Annotated in this window: 18 protein-coding genes; all 18 read left to right on the top strand. The window is 52.3% G+C overall.

Going from position 1 to position 16,611, the window contains the following annotated elements; translation table 11 throughout:
• The first annotated feature begins 22 nt into the window (after positions 1-22).
• Complete coding sequence (locus U9M73_RS09865) at positions 23-1,147, top strand: ABC transporter permease (protein ID WP_009224099.1); 1,125 nt, start codon at positions 23-25, stop codon at positions 1,145-1,147.
• A gap of 1 nt (position 1,148) precedes the next feature.
• Positions 1,149-2,303: an ABC transporter permease gene (locus U9M73_RS09860; protein ID WP_009224098.1), complete on the top strand. Its 1,155-nt coding sequence runs from the start codon at positions 1,149-1,151 to the stop codon at positions 2,301-2,303.
• Between the two features lie 247 nt (positions 2,304-2,550).
• Positions 2,551-2,916, top strand: a complete 366-nt coding sequence (locus U9M73_RS09855; RefSeq protein WP_009225544.1) for a histidine triad nucleotide-binding protein — start codon at positions 2,551-2,553, stop codon at positions 2,914-2,916.
• A gap of 131 nt (positions 2,917-3,047) precedes the next feature.
• A complete protein-coding gene (gene rpsU, locus U9M73_RS09850) occupies positions 3,048-3,221 on the top strand; it encodes a 30S ribosomal protein S21 (RefSeq protein WP_005547957.1) in 174 nt (57 codons plus the stop codon).
• Between the two features lie 16 nt (positions 3,222-3,237).
• Positions 3,238-3,681: a GatB/YqeY domain-containing protein gene (locus tag U9M73_RS09845; protein ID WP_009225545.1), complete on the top strand. Its 444-nt coding sequence runs from the start codon at positions 3,238-3,240 to the stop codon at positions 3,679-3,681.
• A 309-nt stretch (positions 3,682-3,990) separates the two neighbouring features.
• Positions 3,991-4,278: a sporulation protein YqfC gene (gene yqfC, locus U9M73_RS09840; RefSeq protein WP_009225546.1), complete on the top strand. Its 288-nt coding sequence runs from the start codon at positions 3,991-3,993 to the stop codon at positions 4,276-4,278.
• Positions 4,279-4,281: 3 nt separating this feature from the next.
• Entirely contained in the window at positions 4,282-5,463 is a 1,182-nt protein-coding gene (gene yqfD, locus U9M73_RS09835; RefSeq protein ID WP_009225547.1) for a sporulation protein YqfD, read from the top strand.
• Positions 5,464-5,469: 6 nt separating this feature from the next.
• The gene (locus tag U9M73_RS09830; protein ID WP_009225548.1) at positions 5,470-6,441 is read left to right on the top strand and encodes a PhoH family protein; all 972 of its coding nucleotides are present in this window, start codon (positions 5,470-5,472) and stop codon (positions 6,439-6,441) included.
• 49 nt (positions 6,442-6,490) lie between these two features.
• Positions 6,491-8,782, top strand: a complete 2,292-nt coding sequence (locus U9M73_RS09825) for an HD family phosphohydrolase (protein ID WP_009225549.1) — start codon at positions 6,491-6,493, stop codon at positions 8,780-8,782.
• The gene (ybeY, locus tag U9M73_RS09820) at positions 8,754-9,251 is read left to right on the top strand and encodes an rRNA maturation RNase YbeY (protein WP_323077008.1); all 498 of its coding nucleotides are present in this window, start codon (positions 8,754-8,756) and stop codon (positions 9,249-9,251) included. Before U9M73_RS09825 ends, ybeY begins: the two co-directional genes overlap by 29 nt.
• On the top strand, positions 9,251-9,625 hold the full coding sequence (locus U9M73_RS09815) for a diacylglycerol kinase family protein (RefSeq protein WP_323077007.1): 375 nt from the start codon (positions 9,251-9,253) through the stop codon (positions 9,623-9,625). Before ybeY ends, U9M73_RS09815 begins: the two co-directional genes overlap by 1 nt.
• A 51-nt stretch (positions 9,626-9,676) precedes the next feature.
• Complete coding sequence (gene cdd, locus U9M73_RS09810; protein ID WP_323077005.1) at positions 9,677-10,087, top strand: cytidine deaminase; 411 nt, start codon at positions 9,677-9,679, stop codon at positions 10,085-10,087.
• A 501-nt stretch (positions 10,088-10,588) separates the two neighbouring features.
• Positions 10,589-11,491 (top strand): GTPase Era, encoded by a 903-nt coding sequence (era, locus tag U9M73_RS09805; protein ID WP_009225553.1) that lies wholly within the window; start codon positions 10,589-10,591, stop codon positions 11,489-11,491.
• A gap of 119 nt (positions 11,492-11,610) precedes the next feature.
• Positions 11,611-11,748, top strand: coding sequence for a YqzL family protein (locus U9M73_RS09800; protein WP_323077003.1), 138 nt, complete (start codon positions 11,611-11,613; stop codon positions 11,746-11,748).
• A 39-nt stretch (positions 11,749-11,787) separates the two neighbouring features.
• A complete protein-coding gene (recO, locus tag U9M73_RS09795; protein ID WP_323077001.1) occupies positions 11,788-12,537 on the top strand; it encodes a DNA repair protein RecO in 750 nt (249 codons plus the stop codon).
• A gap of 441 nt (positions 12,538-12,978) precedes the next feature.
• Positions 12,979-13,866, top strand: a complete 888-nt coding sequence (glyQ, locus tag U9M73_RS09790) for a glycine--tRNA ligase subunit alpha (RefSeq protein ID WP_036645656.1) — start codon at positions 12,979-12,981, stop codon at positions 13,864-13,866.
• Positions 13,859-15,940 carry a glycine--tRNA ligase subunit beta gene (gene glyS / locus U9M73_RS09785; protein WP_260070461.1) on the top strand — a complete coding sequence of 694 codons (2,082 nt, stop codon included), beginning with the start codon at positions 13,859-13,861 and terminating at the stop codon, positions 15,938-15,940. Before glyQ ends, glyS begins: the two co-directional genes overlap by 8 nt.
• A 154-nt stretch (positions 15,941-16,094) precedes the next feature.
• Entirely contained in the window at positions 16,095-16,544 is a 450-nt protein-coding gene (locus tag U9M73_RS09780) for a YaiI/YqxD family protein (protein WP_036645591.1), read from the top strand.
• Positions 16,545-16,611: the final 67 nt, after the last annotated feature.

The following is a 16,611-nucleotide window of genomic DNA, read 5'->3' as shown; positions in this document are numbered from 1 at the left end:
GCTTTGGGAGGAGATCTGAGGAATGAATACATTATCGATTGCACTTAAGGAGCTTAAGCAGGAGGCGCGCAACCGTTGGACGCTGGTGTTTATGCTCGCTTTTCCGATTGTGCTGATGTTAATTCTGGGTACAGCCCTGTCGAACGCTTTTGACAGCACCGCCCAGGTAGGGGATATTCGCGTGTTGGTGAAGGATAACGGTGACAATCCGGCTTTAACACAAGCCTTCAAGGCTTTTGCTCAAGAAACGGCCGGTATGGGACTAACGTTCGAGACGCTGGCTCCGGGGGCAGATGCCCGGAAAGAGGTCGAAGCCGACCATTACGATGAATACGTAGAACTGAACGGCCAAGGCGTGTTGCTCTACTTAAGCGGTCGGGATGCCATTCAGGGCAATGTCGTGCAAGGGATGCTGACGGCCTTTGCCCAGCAATATAACGCGATAATGGCTATTGAGAAGAACGCTCCTGGCCAATCGGAAGGAGCGATGGCGGCGGGAGCGGTGAATAACCGGGATTACATCAAAGAAACCTCGATTGCAGCCGACCGTCAGCCCGGATCGCTTGATTATTACGCGCTGGCGATGACCACCATGATCGCTTTGTGGGGCTCGCTGTCCGCCAGCCGGCTGATCACCGGGGAGATTCGGCAGGGGACCAGCATCCGGCTTGCGGCGTCTCCGATTGCCAAAGGCGAGATTTTTGCCGGCAAGGTACTCGGCAACGTGGTCATTAACCTGCTGTGCGTGATCCTCCTGATTCTCTTTAGTAAATATGTCTTTAAGGCTTATTGGGGAGAGCATCCGGGTGCGGTGCTGGCCGTGTTAGGCTCGGAAGTGATCATGGCCGTCAGTCTGGGGCTCGCAGTAAGCTATGTGCTGAAAGAGGCGGCAACGCAAGGAGTGATCTTGATTTTTACTCAAGTCGCAGCGTTCTTAGGCGGAGCGTACTTTCCTATGGGAGAACTCGGCCCGATGGGGGCGGCTGCCAAATTGTCACCGGTTCGATGGGCGAACGTAGCGATTACGCAAATCATTTATAACAATCAAGTTTCGGCGATGTGGCCGGTTGTAGCTTTAAATTTAAGTTTAGGCGTCGTTCTGTTGGCAGCGGCAGCCTGGATGATGCGGCGCAAGGAGGGTCTGTAACATGCTCAAGGACATTTGGTGGTTGACTTCCCAAACTTTGCGGAAGACGTTTCGTAAACGCAGTAATCTCATTCTATATGTAGCCCTGCCGCTGGCTGGAGTCTTATTATCGCTCATGATTTATGGCAACAGCGAAAGTGCCGGACTGCGGGTCGGCGTTGTGAATCATGACGGGAATGAACCGATCGCGGTGGATACGATCCGGTTTCTGGAAGGGCTGGATCAGATTCAGTTGACGGAAGTAACGGAGCAAGGGCTTCGCGAACAACTGGCAGCCGGGAAGCTGGACAGCGGTCTGGTGCTGGGGGCCGGCTATTCGCAAAGCATCCTTGCCGGGGAGCCCGACCATATCGGAATTCAATCGGTCAAAGGCGCTCAGGTCACCGCCTACATGAAAGCGATGCTCTACAATTACACCGGTAATCTGGCTGCCCTTACCCGGGTTGCTCAGGGAGACGAAGCGAAGTTTGCCAAGCTTTACGAAGATTATCAGCACTCCGGGATTACGTTCACCGTCCAGTCGGCTGACAGCTCTGTAGAGCAAAAGCATGCGATGACGTATCAAACGATTGGCTTCCTGGTTATGCTGATGATGATGTCAGCCGTGAATTTGTCGGAGTTGATTCTGAAAAGCCGGGAGGACCGCACCTTCTTCCGTGTGATTTCCTCTCCGATCAACGCCAAGCATTTTGTGATTTCTAACTTGATCGTCAATTTCGTGGTGATGGCGGTACAGATTGTGGTCACCCTGTTTTTCCTGGAGGTCGTGTTCCACATCGATACTGGGATTCCGTTTGGGCGGATGGCGCTGCTTCTGATGCTGTTTGCGCTCGTATCGATCGGCCTGTCGCTCGTGATCGTCGTGTTCTCTAAGAACAGCGGCATCTCCAGCGCTCTGCAAAATATTATCGTGACGCCGTCCTGCTTGCTCGCGGGCTGCTTCTTCCCAAGCGAGATCATGCCGGAAGCGGTGCGGCGGATCTCCGAGTTCATGCCGCAGCACTGGGTGTTGCAGTCGATTGAAACGCTGCAGCAAGGCGTAGGCTTTGCTCAAATCTGGTTTAACCTGTCCGTACTTGCCGCGTTTGCCCTGGTTTTCTTCCTGCTGGCAGCCTATAAGATCGCACGGAACAACGATACGCGTAATTTCATTTAAAATATTCATTCGCCGGTGATGTACATCACAGTAACAGTATCAACCTGCTGTTATACTACAGTTAGCCGACATCCTATTTGCAAGCACCCCGCCGGACGTATTGGTGACAGAAAGAGTCGTTGCTTTTTCCGTCCAATACGTCCGTGCGTAAAGCCAACTCATTCTGTGAGGCGGCAGGGTGCTTCTTTTTTTTGCCTATTTTCGGTAAAATGAAACCTATCACAGAATCTGTTTAGGAGGCTTTCCGATGGACAACTGTTTGTTTTGTAAAATCGTCGAGGGGACGATCCCGTCGAACAAGGTGTATGAGGATGATCGCGTTCTTGTTTTCCACGATATTCAACCCGCTGCACCGGTACATGTGCTGATCATTCCTAAGAAGCATATCGCTTCCATGAATGACGTGGCTCCCGAAGATTTTGCTCTGATCGGCGAGATGCACCGTGTTGCGCAAGAAACCGCGAAGAAGCTAGGCGTTGCAGAGAGCGGGTACCGGCTGATCAACAACTGCGGACCCGACAGCGGACAAGCGGTCGCGCATCTGCATTACCATCTGATTGGAGGCGCCAAGCTGGGCGCGTTGGTGCAATCCTCTAGCTCTCACGCGCTCTAAAACTCCTTTTAGAATTTGGAAGAGAAAAAAGCCGGTGCTCAGGTTGACACCCTATTTCTCTTTCCCCTATAATGAAGTTTGATGAACCGTGTTATGCTCTTGGACGGTCTGGTCGGAGGGAGGGAAAACTGGTGTCTGAAACTAAAGTTCGCAAAAACGAGACAATTGATGCTGCACTTCGTCGCTTTAAACGTTCCATCGCGAAAGATGGAGTATTGGCTGAGGTGAAGAAACGTAAGCATTATGAAAAGCCAAGCGTAAAGCGCAAGAAAAAGTCCGAGGCTGCTCGTAAGAGAAAGTTTTAGGAGGATTTAATCAGCGATGAATCTTAGCGAGCGATTGAACGAAGATATGAAGCAAGCGATGAAGAGTCAAGACAAGTTCAAGCTCTCCACCATTCGAATGGTTCGTGCTACGATCAAGAATCTTGAGATAGATTTGAAAAGAACTTTGAACGATAATGAAGTGCTTGATATCCTAAGTCGTGAAATCAAACAGCGCAAAGATGCCCTCCAAGAATTTGAGAAAGCGGGTCGTGACGATCTTGCCGAGCAAGTGAAAGCGGAAGCGGAGATCCTTGCTGAGTACCTTCCCGAACAGCTAAGCGAAGAAGAAATTAAAGTCATTGTACAGCAGACCATCCAGGAAACCGGTGCTTCTTCGAAAGCCGATCTCGGGAAAGTGATGAGTGCACTGATGCCCAAGGTAAAAGGCCGGGCAGACGGTAAGCTCGTAAACCAGACGGTTCAACAGCTTTTGCCATAACTTCGAGAGACAAACACCTTTTACGATGTATTCGTAGAAGGTGTTTTTTCATGTGCGCCCGGCATGGGCGATAAGCAAACCCAGGACAAACGTGTCAAGCGGTTGAACCGCCGTATGCCGAACGGTACGTACGGTGTGGAAGGTCGGCTACTCAATTCATGGGTAGCCTCCTATCCGATTATATATCCCCCCCATGAAAGCCAAGGTTGCCGGCCTAAGCAACCTTGGCTTTTACTTCTCCTTTTCCATTCTCATAAATCCAAGCAGGGCCGCATAATTTGTACAGTAGGGGAAGGAGGATTGTCTCATATGAGCCGGTTTGTCCGCAAAATTCGCAAATGGACGGTCGATGCGCTCGACCTGCCCAGTGACCTTGTATTCGATTTGCCGAGGCTCACCTTAATTGGAGGTCAGCAGCTGTATATAGAAAATCATCGGGGCGTGGTCCACTTCTCTCCCGAAGCGCTGCATTTGGCGCTGAGTGAAGGAACGCTGGAAGTCGAGGGAAGCGGCTTGGTTATTAAAGCCATCATGCCCGAAGAAGTGGTCGTGGAAGGGCGGATCTTCGGCATTAAATATCGTGGAACGGGGGAATGAAGCGTGAAATCACCGGCCTTAAACCAGCTGAGAGGCATCGTTACCATCACGGTCCGCGGAGGATCGATCGAACAGCTTGTGAATGAGATATCTCACCAGGGCATCGACATTTGGGATGTCCAACCCTTGCCCGGAGGGCAAATGAACATGAAGATCGCGCTGCCCGACTTCTTTCGGCTGCGGCCGCTCTTGAAACGGACAGGCTGCCGAATGTCGGTTCAGGGACGCTCCGGGCTCCCGTTTGTGTTAGGCCGCGTATGGAAGAGGAAGGGGTTTATCGCCGGATTCGCTTTATTTGTTGCGGCGATTTTTTGCTTATCTTCGCTGGTCTGGGATGTCGAGGTAGTAGGGAACAAGGAGATTGCCTCCCAAGATATTCTTCAAGCGGCTAGACAAGAGGGCATTTATCCGTTTCAATGGATTTTTCGTTTGCCTGAGCAGGACAAGCTGTCTGCCGAACTCACCCGCAAGCTGCCGGGCACGTCCTGGGTTGGGGTTACCCGTACGGGGACAAAAATCACGATCCAAGTGGTGGAGGCGACCAAACCAAAGGACCAGAAACTGGTCAGCCCAAGCCATTTGATCAGCAAGCATGACGCGGTGATCACACATATTTATGTGGAAAAAGGTCAGCCGGAGGTCAGGAAAAACGATCGGGTGAAGAAAGGACAAGTGCTGGTGTCGGGATTCCAAGGCGGCAAGCTGGTCGTGCCCGTGGCGAAGATCCGCGGTATTGTCTGGCACGAGTATAACATCCAGGTACCGCTGGTATATAAGCAGAAGGTTTACACGGGAGAGCGCAAGCAACGGGGGTATTTATATTTTGGCAATACTGCGATTCAGTTAACCGGTTATGGCAAAGTGACTTATGCACAATCAGAGACGATGACCGATCAGGATCCGTTGACATGGCGCGGTTGGAAGCTCCCGATTGGCTGGATGACCGAGAAGGTGATGGAAACGACGGAGCTTGAGCTGAAACGGACGGAGGAACAAGCAAAACAGGAGGGAATTGAGCGAGCGAAGCGCGATATTCTGGCGAAATACGGCACGGATAGCGTCATTCTGGATCAAAAAATTTTGCATGAGAAGGCGGACAATGGTAAAGTTTATATAAAAGTGCATTTCGAAGTAGAACAGAACATTTCGGAAGAAGTGCCGATAGTACAAGATCAAGGAGAATGAGGCTATTTGTCGGAACAACTGGTGAACATCAAATTACCGCTTCACAGTGCGGCTGAAGGACTCTCTTTGTTTGGCCCTCAGGATTCGTTCCTGAAATTAATTGAACAGCATTTACCAGCAAGCATTGTTTTGCGAGAATCGGAAATTACCATCCGCGGGGAACAACGTGAGGCGGAGAAGGTAGAGCAGTTGTTTGAAGTTTTGCTAGAACTGATTCGGAACGGATATATCTTGACCGAACGGGACGTGTTATATGCCGTCGATTTGGCTAAGGATTTCCGCGCGGATCAGCTGCTTGATTTATATAAAGGTGAAATTGCCATTACTTATCGCGGCAAGCCGATTCGGGTGAAGACGATCGGGCAGAAGCACTACGTTACGACGATTAAGAAACGGGACGTCGTCTTTGGCGTCGGCCCTGCCGGGACAGGCAAAACGTATTTGGCCGTTGTCCTCGCGATTAGCGCGCTCAAGGAAGGCTCGGTCAAACGGATTATTTTGACTCGTCCGGCGGTCGAAGCAGGGGAAAGCCTGGGATTCTTGCCTGGGGATCTCCAGGAGAAGGTGGATCCTTATCTGCGTCCCCTGTATGATGCATTGTACGATGTTATGGGACCGGAGCAGACCGCTAAGGCGCTGGAGCGCGGGTTAATCGAGATCGCGCCGCTTGCCTATATGCGGGGCCGGACGCTGGATGATTCCTTTATTATTTTGGACGAAGCCCAAAATACGACGCCGGAGCAAATGAAGATGTTCCTGACTCGGCTAGGCTTTGGTTCTAAAATGGTAATTACCGGGGACGTGACGCAAATCGACCTTCCCAAAGGGAAGAAATCCGGTTTGGTCGAAGCGAAGGCGATTTTGAGCGGAATCGAAGAGATCGGATTCGTCCAATTTGCCGAGTCCGACGTCGTTCGTCATTCGCTGGTCCAGAAGATTATTATGGCGTACGACCGCGCTGCCGAAAACCAAGGGTAAGCTTCCCAGACGTTGTTAGGGTTTACCATGTTCAGGAGGGCTGTCTAATATGACAAATGACGATCAGCAAAAGAAAAGCGCGTTACAATTCAGATTTGCAGGATGGAAGCATAGCACCAGCGTGCGTTATGTTCTGTTCGCGCTGCTTGTCGTTATGTTCTACGTCAGCTTGGCGCCCAAATTGTTGCCCGAAACGTATGACATTGCGGTAGGTTTGCCGAGCGAGAAGGAAATCTTGGCGCCGATGGACATTCCCGATACCAAGGCGACGCTGAAAGCGCAGGAGGAGGCTGCCGAGAAGGTGGGACAGGTCTACACCATCCTGCCGCTCCGCAACGAAACATTAGTCGCGCAAATGCTTGACCGGATCTTCCGCTTGAACCAGGACGACCAGGTTTCGGAAGAAGATAAGATTAAGATCTATCGCGAGGAGCTGCCGCAGCGCGTTAAGGATTATGTGCAGAACTTCATCATGAACAATCGGAATTCCAGCGTTTATTCGGCGACCTTGTTTGAGGAAGTGACCCAGCGCATTGATGAACAGCAATATCACATTTCGGAAGAGACGTTTATCAAGATCCCTCGCTTAACGGCAGAGGATATCAATGCGATGAAGCCGGTTGCTGCGGATATTGTGGCCCGGCTGACGGCGGATCCGATCGTTGAAGCGCAAACCGCACGGGCAAAAGTCGCGGAAATGGTCAGCACAAGCTCGCTAAGCAAAAGGACTGCACGCGAGGTTGTGCAGGAGCTTGCCCGTCTGTCCATCACCGCTAATAAGTTTTATGATGAAGAAGCAACGAAGGCGGCGAAGGTGGAAGCGCGCGAGAATACGCCTACGGTATATATTAAGCAAGGGGATGTGCTCGTCCATAAGGGCGAAAGAATTACCCAGGAAATGTACACCCTGCTGGAGAAGAACGGCCTTCTCAAGGATGAGGTCGATTATTCACCGCAACTGGGGCTCGTTTTGCTGTCTTTGCTGATGGCGACCGGGCTGATTATGTTTATTCGTCAATCGGAAGGCGCCAGCCGGTTCAAATACAACAACGCGCAGTTCGTTATGCTGCTGCTAATTATTTTTATCACGATTGCTTCGATGCATGTCATCAACATTCTGCAGAGTGAACAGCAGGCTTTTATCGGGTATTTAGCCCCGATTGCCACCGGTGCGATGCTGATTACGCTGTTACTGGATTTGCCGCTCGCTTATCTCTGCTCCTTTTTGTTTAGCGTTCTGGCTAGCATCATTTTAAATCAGCGGCAAAGCGAAATGTTTGATTTTCAGTTTGGGTTCTTCGCTTTGGTGACTTCGTTTGCTGCGATTTTCGCGATTCACCGGGCCAGCCAGCGCTCTACACTGCTCAAGGCGGGGATTATGATCTGCTTGTTTGGCGCGCTGTCGATCTTTGCCCTGCAGCTGATTGATAATCAGGACTGGACGCAAACCAGCACGTTATATGCGCTTGGATTTTCCGTTGCTGGGGGATTGTTGACAACGATTTTGGTCATCGGCTTGATGCCGTTCTTCGAGGTCACCTTCGGCATCCTCTCGGCGCTTAAGCTGGTGGAGCTGTCGAACCCCAACCACCCGCTGCTGCGCAAGCTGTTGACGGAAACGCCGGGGACTTACCATCACAGTGTAATGGTGGGCAATCTGTCGGAGGCGGCAGCCGAAGCGATTGGTGCCAACGGACTGCTGTGCCGCGTCGGTTCGTATTATCACGATATCGGGAAGACGAAGCGGCCGAGCTATTTTATCGAAAATCAGAACAACATGGAAAATCCACACGACTTTATCGATCCGAAGTTAAGCAAATCGATTATTATCGCCCATGCCCGGGATGGGGTGGAGATGCAAAAGGAATATAAGCTGCCGAAGCCGATCCGGGATATTGCCGAGCAGCATCATGGAACGACGTTTTTGCATTATTTCTACCACAAGGCGCTGCGATTGGCGGAGGAACAAGGCGTTGAACCGGATTTCACGGAGGATGATTTCCGCTATCCGGGGCCTAAGGCTCAATCGAAGGAGGCCGCTGTGGTCGGGATTGCCGACAGTGTTGAGGCGGCCGTACGCTCCCTGCGCAAACCAACGGTGGAGCAGGTTGAGTCCATGATCGAGAAAATTATTAAGAGCCGCTTGGATGATCACCAGTTTAACGAATGTGATCTGACGATGCGGGAGCTCGATATCATCGCCCAAACGCTGAAGGAAACGGTAATGGGCATCTTCCATTCGCGGATTGAATATCCGGAGGAAGTCAAGAAGAGTAAAGAGAACGAGGAGAAGGACAGGGGGCAAAACGTAAATGGGCCTACAGCTGGCTTGGAGCAATGAGCAGGATAAAATGGAGATCAGTCAGGAGCTGATCGATCTCTTGGAGCGGGTGCTGCAGATCGCTGGACAAGCGGAAGGTATCACGGAAGGCGAAGTGGCGCTCACGTTCGTGGACGATGAGGCGATCCACGAATTAAACCGCGATTATCGCGGCATCGACCGGCCGACCGATGTGTTGTCGTTTGCGATGAACGAATCGCTGGAGGAAGAGCCGGAAATCGTCTATGAGCTGGAAGAAGACGAAGAGCTGGACGATATGACCGAAATGCTTGGAGATATCATCATCTCCGTGGAACGGGCCAAAGCGCAAAGTGAGGAGTACGGTCATTCGCTGGAGCGGGAAATCGGATTTCTGTTTGTGCACGGGTTCCTGCACCTGCTAGGTTACGATCATCAAGACGCGGTTAGCGAAGCGGAAATGATGGGCAAACAAGAAGCGGCGCTCGCCGAGATGGGGCTTGTTCGCTAATGAAGCCGTCGCGCCGCTGGAGTTCATCTTTTCGATACGCGTTGGAGGGAATCGCTACTTCGCTAAGGACTCAGCGTCATGTGCGGTTCCATTGCGTCGCGGCGGTCATTGTGATTGCCGCGGCGATTGCGTTATCCCTTCCCGCGAGAGACGTGGCCTTATTGCTGCTCGTCATCGCCTTGGTTATTTCTCTTGAGCTCGTGAATACGGCGATTGAAGCCGTTGTAGATCTCGCAGCCCCTGAGTGGCATCGTCTTGGCAAGATCGCCAAGGATGCTGCAGCCGGGGCTGTACTGGTCGCTGCGGTTTTTGCCTTAGTGATCGGGATATTGATTTTTTACGAGCCATTGATGCGTTGTCTGGGGCTGCTGTAAGATTGGAGCCCGTAACTTATTTTTGCTTTGGTTGAAGGAGATGATATGGTTATGGATTACGGTCAATTGATGAAAGAAGCGATCGAAGCCCGCAAAGCGGCTTATATTCCGTATTCGGGATTCGGCGTTGGGGCAGCTCTGCTCGATAGCAAAGGACAGGTTCACCACGGTTGCAATGTCGAGAATGCGGCTTACTCCCCTGGGAACTGCGCGGAGCGTACCGCGATGTTTCGGGCGATTGCCGATGGGCATCGACCCGGGACGTTCCAAGCTATCGCCGTGGTTGCCGACACAGAGGAACCGGTTGCGCCTTGCGGGGTCTGCCGCCAGGTGCTGCTGGAACTGTGCGGGCCGGACATGCCTGTCATCCTGGGCAATCTGAAGGGCGACATCCGTCAGACGACGGTACGGGAGTTGCTCCCCTACGCCTTCGGCCCCTCCCATCTGGAGGAGCAGAAGTAGTTCAAAAAGGCGGCTTCGGATCACGAAGCGGCGCGCTGATGCGGATTCGACGTCGAATCTTGGATTCAGCTGGGCTTTCCGATCCTGACGTTACTCCAACCGCGATCGAACGCTCCTTGCAGTATCTCTAATGGAACTGAGAGACGTTATTTTGCTGTATAGAGGCGATTTGGAATTCTAACGGAACCAGGAGACGTTATTTCGGACTTTTCACGGAAAATGGACGTCGTGAGTGCCGATAAGGGCTCTGAGTTCCGTTAAAGCGGGAAATCGCCGGGAAATGGGCAAATAAGGTCATTACGTTCCGTTACGAACGGTTGGAGACACGGACCGGGAACGCGGACCAAACGGTCGATGAACCGAACCAAACGCTAGGGGACACAGCACACCGCGAAACCAAAGCGAACCACCACAGATTCTCACACAACACGAACTCACAGAACCAACACAGACCGATCCCGTCAGAAAAACGGATCAGGTCACACGAAAGGAACTCAATATATGGCAAAAGCAAAATTCAAATCCGGTTTTGTGGCGATTGTGGGACGCCCAAACGTGGGTAAATCCACGCTGATGAACCATATCATCGGGCAAAAGATCGCCATTATGTCCGATAAACCGCAAACGACGCGGAATAAAATCCACGGCGTCTATACCTCGGAAGAGATGCAGATCGTATTTCTGGATACGCCGGGGATTCATAAACGCCAATCCAAGCTTGGCGACTATATGAATACGACGGCGCTCAACACGCTTGGCGAAGTCGAGGCCGTGTTGTTCCTCGTTGATGCCGCGGAAGGATTGGGCGGCGGCGACCGCTTTATCATCGAACGGCTAAAGGATGTACGGACGCCGGTCATTCTGGTGCTGAACAAAATCGACCGCGTTGAGCCGGAGCAGCTGCTGCCGTTGATTGAAGAGTACAGCAAGCTTTATCCATTCAGCGAAATCGTGCCGATTTCCGCAATGCTGGGGAACAACGTAAACCGGCTGCTGGAGCAGATCGGCAAATACCTGCCGGAAGGACCGCAGTATTATCCGGAGGATCAGGTCACGGACCATCCGGAGCAATTTGTCTGCGCCGAGCTGATCCGTGAGAAAATCTTGCATCTCACCCGCGAGGAAGTGCCGCACTCGATCGCTGTCACGATTGAAGATATGCGCGTGCAGGAGAACGGCGTGGTGTACATTTCCGCGGTCATTTTCGTCGAGCGTGATTCCCAGAAGGGGATCATTATCGGCAAGCAGGGGGCGCTGCTGAAGGAAGTAGGTAAGCTGGCCCGGCAAGATATCGAGAACCTGCTTGGATCGAAGATTTTTCTTGAGTTATGGGTGAAGGTGAAGAAAGACTGGCGTAACCAAGAACGGATCTTGAAGGACCTCGGGTTCCATAAGGACGCTTAAGGCGTAACGTTTAGTTCTAGCTTTATACTGGGAGTTATTGCAACGCATAGATCCCGTTCATGCGCACATCCTATTCTTTGTAGATGCAGGCGTCATTTCCGAAGAAAGGGTGAATACGAATGCGAGATTTTTCGTGGAAGTATTTTGCGATGACTGGAGATGTCGATGCTTACTTGCTTTATAAAGAAGCCAGCAGCGAGTATGAGGAGGAGGCTGCGGCTGCCGAAGAGCTGATTCTAGAGGCAGAAGCCGAGTAGTACGAATCTGGCGGGAGAGGCGAGTTTGGGGGAAACGAAATGCTCTACAGGGTGGAAGGAATCGTCATCCGCAGCATGGATTATGGGGAAGGCAATAAAATTATTACATTATGTACCGAAACGAGCGGCAAAATCGGGGTACTGGTGCGCGGCGCCAAGAAGGTGAAGAGCCGCCACGGGGCCCTGACTCAGCCTTTTACACATGGAGAATATGTGTTCTTCCGCCAAAACGGCGGTTTGGGCACCTTAAACCAGGGTGAGATGATTGAGTCTCACTTTTCTTTGCGTGAGGACCTATTTCTCGCGGCTTACGCTTCGTATGCCTGCGAGCTGTTGGACAAGACGCTGCAGGATGAAGAGGTGGGCAGCTTCTGGTTCGCTCAACTGAAAGCTTGCCTGGATGGTTTATCGTCGGGCAAGGACCCGCAGATCGTCACCCACCTGTTCGAAATGAAAATCTTGCAGGCTGCAGGCTACGGTCCTTCGTTTGAAAGCTGCGTTTCCTGCGGGCGAGTTGACGATTCACCGTATGTCAGCCCGCGGCTAGGCGGGAGGCTCTGCCGATCCTGCCGTCACCAAGATCCGGCCGCGATGCAGGTCACACCGGGAGTGCTTAAATTGCTCATGTTATTTGAAAAAATGGACCTGCGCCGGCTCGGAAACGTAGAGGTCAAGGACGAGACGAAACGGGAGCTAAAGACCGTGATGCGCGCCTTCATGGATATGCAGCTTGGGATGAAGCTGAAATCACGCCATTTTCTCGATCAACTGGACAAGTATGAAATTTGACGAACGCGATAAAATTAGTTAATATATAAAAGAATTTCTCCCTCGAAGTGTCATTTTCAAGAGGGAGACTTGTGCGTTGAACGGGAAGAGTAACAAGAAGAAGTCTATGAACTCCTTTTTCTGAGTCGATGTTGGTGGATCAGGAGAGGAACAAGCGACCGGGGAGGGTGGGAGCCCGGATAGGCGGTCTTGTGAAGCGGCAGCCCGGGAGCACAAACCGATCGTGAAAAGCGGATTTGCCGGCAATGGTCACCGATAGGAGGCCGCGGCAAATCAAGTAGGGTGGAACCGCGGGAACTTATACGTATGAGGAAATGGCCTCTTACAGCTCTCGTCCCTACGTCTGACAGCAGGCGTAGAGGCGGGGGCTTTTTATTTCTCCCTTCTAGCCCATGCTTGCTGAACAAACCTGAAGGTTAGGAGATGAGGTTCGCCATGAGTATCAACTTTCAACAAATGATTTTGACGCTGCAGCAGTTCTGGGCAGAACAGAATTGCATCGTCGTGCAGCCGTATGACGTGGAAAAAGGGGCCGGTACGCTGAACCCGATGACGTTCCTGCGTTCGATTGGCCCTGAGCCGTGGAATGTGGCTTACGTGGAGCCTTCCCGGCGTCCAGCGGACGGGCGTTACGGGGAGAACCCGAACCGGCTGTACCAGCACCATCAGTTCCAGGTGATCATGAAGCCATCGCCGGATAATATCCAGGAGATTTACTTGGAAAGTTTGAAACGGCTGGGCATCAATCCGCTGGAGCATGACATCCGGTTTGTCGAAGACAACTGGGAGCATCCGGGCTTGGGCGCATGGGGCCTCGGCTGGGAAGTTTGGCTAGACGGCATGGAAGTCACGCAGTTTACTTACTTCCAGCAAGTCGGCGGGATCGAAACGAATCCGGTAGCCGTAGAAATCACTTATGGGATGGAGCGTCTGGCCTCCTACATTCAAGACAAGGAGAACGTGTTTGAGCTCGAATGGGTGGATGGCACGACTTACGGTGATGTTTTCCATCAGGCCGAATATGAGCATTCCAAATACACGTTTGAAATCTCTGACGTGAAAATGCTGTTTACGCTGTTTAATATGTACGAGCAAGAAGCTAACAAAGCGATGGAGCAGCATTTGGTGTACCCGGCTTACGATTATGTGTTGAAATGCTCGCATACGTTTAACCTGCTGGATGCCCGCGGCGCGATCAGCGTCACCGAACGGACAGGGTATATTACGCGGGTGCGGAATTTGGCCCGTCAGGTTGCCGCAACTTACTTGGAGGAACGCGAGAAGCTTGGATTCCCAATGCTTCAGAAAGGGGGTGCTGCACGTGGCTAAGGACCTGCTGTTTGAAATTGGACTTGAAGAAATGCCGGCCCGGTTTATCCGCGCTGCGATGGAGCAATTAAAGGAGCGGACGGTGAAATGGCTGGAGGAATCGGTCATACAGCACGGAGCAGTCGAAGCTTATGCGACCCCTCGCCGATTGGCCGTTCTCGTCAAAGACGTGGCAGAGAAGCAAGAGGACGTGCATGAGGAGGTTAAAGGGCCTTCGCGTAAAATCGCCCTGGATGAAAACGGACAGTGGAGTAAAGCGGCGCTTGGCTTTGCCCGCAGCCAGGGTGCCAGCCCGGAACAGTTTACGTTCCGTGAGGTTGGCGGCACGGAGTATGTTTATGTCAGCAAAAGCCGGATGGGCGTAGAGACGTCCAGTCTTCTTGCCGAGGGATTGCTGGGCATTTTGCAGGCGATGAATTTTCCGAAGAACATGCGTTGGGGGAATTACGACTTTAAGTTCGTTCGCCCGATTCGCTGGCTGGTTGCGTTGTTCGGCAAAGACGTTATCGAGCTGGAAATCGCCGGGGTGAAGTCCGGCAATGTTACGCGGGGACACCGGTTCCTTGGAACGGAAACGGTGATCGAAGAGCCTGCAGCCTATGTGGAAACGCTGCGCAGCCAGCACGTGATCGCGGACGTCAATGAACGTCAAGCCTTGATTCAGAACCAAATCGAAGCCTTGGCCAAAGAAAAAGGCTGGCATATCGCCGTGAAGGAAGATTTGCTGGAGGAAGTATTGTTCTTGGTCGAGACGCCAACGGTGCTGTATGGTACGTTTGAGGAGTCGTTCCTGAACATTCCGCAGGAAGTGCTTATTACCTCGATGCGTGAGCATCAGCGCTACTTCCCGGTGCTGAATGCGCAAGGCAACCTGCTTCCTTACTTCGTCACAGTGCGTAACGGGAACAACACGTCGCTGGACGTGATTGCCCGCGGTAACGAGAAGGTGCTTCGTGCCCGCTTGTCCGACGCGAAATTTTTCTATGAGGAAGACCAGAAGCTGGCGATCAAGGACGCGTTGTCTAAACTGGAGAGCATCGTGTTCCATGAGGAGCTTGGCACGATCGGGGACAAAGTGCGCCGCATCCGTCGCAATACGGAGAAGCTGTCGGCGATGCTGAGGACGGATACCGGAACGGCCGAAGCTGCTGCGCGTACGGCTGAAATTTGTAAGTTTGACCTGGTTACCCAGATGGTTTACGAGTTCCCTGAATTGCAAGGGGTTATGGGTGAAGATTATGCCCGTAAAGCCGGCGAACCGGAAGTGGTGGCGAAAGGGATCTTTGAGCATTACCAGCCGCGATTTGCCGATGATGCCGTACCCGCTTCGACCGTTGGCTCGATCGTCAGCATCGCTGACAAAATCGACACGATTGTTGGATGCTTCTCGATTGGGATCATTCCAACCGGCTCTCAGGATCCGTACGGGCTGCGCCGTCAGGCTGCCGGCATCGTGCAGATCATTGTGGAGCATAAGCTGTCTGTTTCGCTCACTGACATTTTCAAGCTGGCGCTGGAAACGCATCAGCAATTCCGCGGGCTGAAACGCAGCGAAGATGAAATCATGAAGGATCTGATGGATTTCTTTGGCTTGCGTGTCAGAAAGACGCTTTCGGACGAAAACCTACGCTACGACGTCGTGGATGCCGTTCTGTCGGCAGGTTATGATGATGTCGTCTCCACGGTAGCTCGCGGCAAGGCGTTAATGGAAGCGGTGGATACGAAGGAAGAGTTCAAAGCAACTGTTGAATCGTTTGGACGGGTCAGCAACCTGGCGGCCAAAGCCACCGGAGAGAAGGTTCGCTCCGATCTGCTAAGCGAACCGGCGGAGCAAGCGCTGTATGAGGCATGGCGTTCGATCTCGGATAAATACCGGGAAACGCTGGCTTCCCGCGACGCGGTTGGTGCGCTGGAGCTGATCGGCGGGTTAAAAGATGCGATTACGGTTTTCTTTGATGCCGTCATGGTTATGGCCGAGGACGATGCGATCCGGACGAACCGGTTGGCATTGCTGGCGGCTATTGATGAAGATCTCAAAGCCTTTGCCGATTTCGGCAAACTGGTTTGGGCATAATCGAAGGCAATGAAGCAAAAGTGTGGCTGACGGCAAGCGAAGGGCTTGCCGTCAGCCATCCATCGCTATTCGGCACATATCGATGAGTTTCGGCACGGTCTTGTTTAGATTCAGGCATTTCGAGGTTATATTGTAATACATGGAGGCGTGGTGGATGCGGATCGTCGTCGATGGGGATTCCTGTCCGGTCAAGGCTGAAATTGTCGAAACGGCCGGCAGATTTGGTGTACCTGTGATCATGGTGGCCTCATATGATCATGTTCTGCAGCCGGAGCCGGGAGTGACGGTTGTCCAGGTTGATCGCAGCGGACAAAGCGCGGATATGTATATCGCCGCTCATGTAGAGAAGGGCGATATCGTTGTGACCCAGGACTACGGGCTGGCGGCATTGATCATTGCGAGAGATTGTCACGGGATATCTCCGCGCGGCGATATCTACCATCCGGGAAATATCGACTATTTGCTCGAACGCCGTCATCACCATGCGAAAGCAAGGCGGGCAGGGCACCGCGCCAAGGGCCCCAAGCCTTTTACCATCGAGGACCGTGAGCGGTTTACGGACGCTTTGTCAAAACTTTTGATTCGTTTGCAGGAGAATGTATAGTTTTAGCGAATTACTATTTACGTGTCACCCGAGAGCAGCAAAATGTCGGTGCTTTTGACATTTTGAG

Source organism: Paenibacillus phoenicis (assembly GCF_034718895.1).
Lineage (GTDB): Bacteria > Bacillota > Bacilli > Paenibacillales > Paenibacillaceae > Fontibacillus > Fontibacillus phoenicis.
Note: the sequence above shows the minus strand (reverse complement) of the source record. Positions and strands in the feature narration are given on the sequence as shown.

Bases quoted from the DNA above. Each gene is read 5' to 3' on its own strand.
- era (WP_009225553.1), top strand. From the start codon at position 10,589: ATGGCAAAAGCAAAATTCAAATCCGGTTTTGTGGCGATTGTGGGACGC.
- U9M73_RS09845 (WP_009225545.1), top strand. From the start codon at position 3,238: ATGAATCTTAGCGAGCGATTGAACGAAGATATGAAGCAAGCGATGAAG.
- yqfC (WP_009225546.1), top strand. From the start codon at position 3,991: ATGAGCCGGTTTGTCCGCAAAATTCGCAAATGGACGGTCGATGCGCTC.
- U9M73_RS09800 (WP_323077003.1), top strand. From the start codon at position 11,611: ATGCGAGATTTTTCGTGGAAGTATTTTGCGATGACTGGAGATGTCGAT.
- U9M73_RS09825 (WP_009225549.1), top strand. From the start codon at position 6,491: ATGACAAATGACGATCAGCAAAAGAAAAGCGCGTTACAATTCAGATTT.
- U9M73_RS09780 (WP_036645591.1), top strand. From the start codon at position 16,095: ATGCGGATCGTCGTCGATGGGGATTCCTGTCCGGTCAAGGCTGAAATT.
- recO (WP_323077001.1), top strand. From the start codon at position 11,788: ATGCTCTACAGGGTGGAAGGAATCGTCATCCGCAGCATGGATTATGGG.
- ybeY (WP_323077008.1), top strand. From the start codon at position 8,754: ATGGGCCTACAGCTGGCTTGGAGCAATGAGCAGGATAAAATGGAGATC.
- U9M73_RS09855 (WP_009225544.1), top strand. From the start codon at position 2,551: ATGGACAACTGTTTGTTTTGTAAAATCGTCGAGGGGACGATCCCGTCG.
- U9M73_RS09815 (WP_323077007.1), top strand. From the start codon at position 9,251: ATGAAGCCGTCGCGCCGCTGGAGTTCATCTTTTCGATACGCGTTGGAG.
- U9M73_RS09860 (WP_009224098.1), top strand. From the start codon at position 1,149: ATGCTCAAGGACATTTGGTGGTTGACTTCCCAAACTTTGCGGAAGACG.
- cdd (WP_323077005.1), top strand. From the start codon at position 9,677: ATGGATTACGGTCAATTGATGAAAGAAGCGATCGAAGCCCGCAAAGCG.
- U9M73_RS09865 (WP_009224099.1), top strand. From the start codon at position 23: ATGAATACATTATCGATTGCACTTAAGGAGCTTAAGCAGGAGGCGCGC.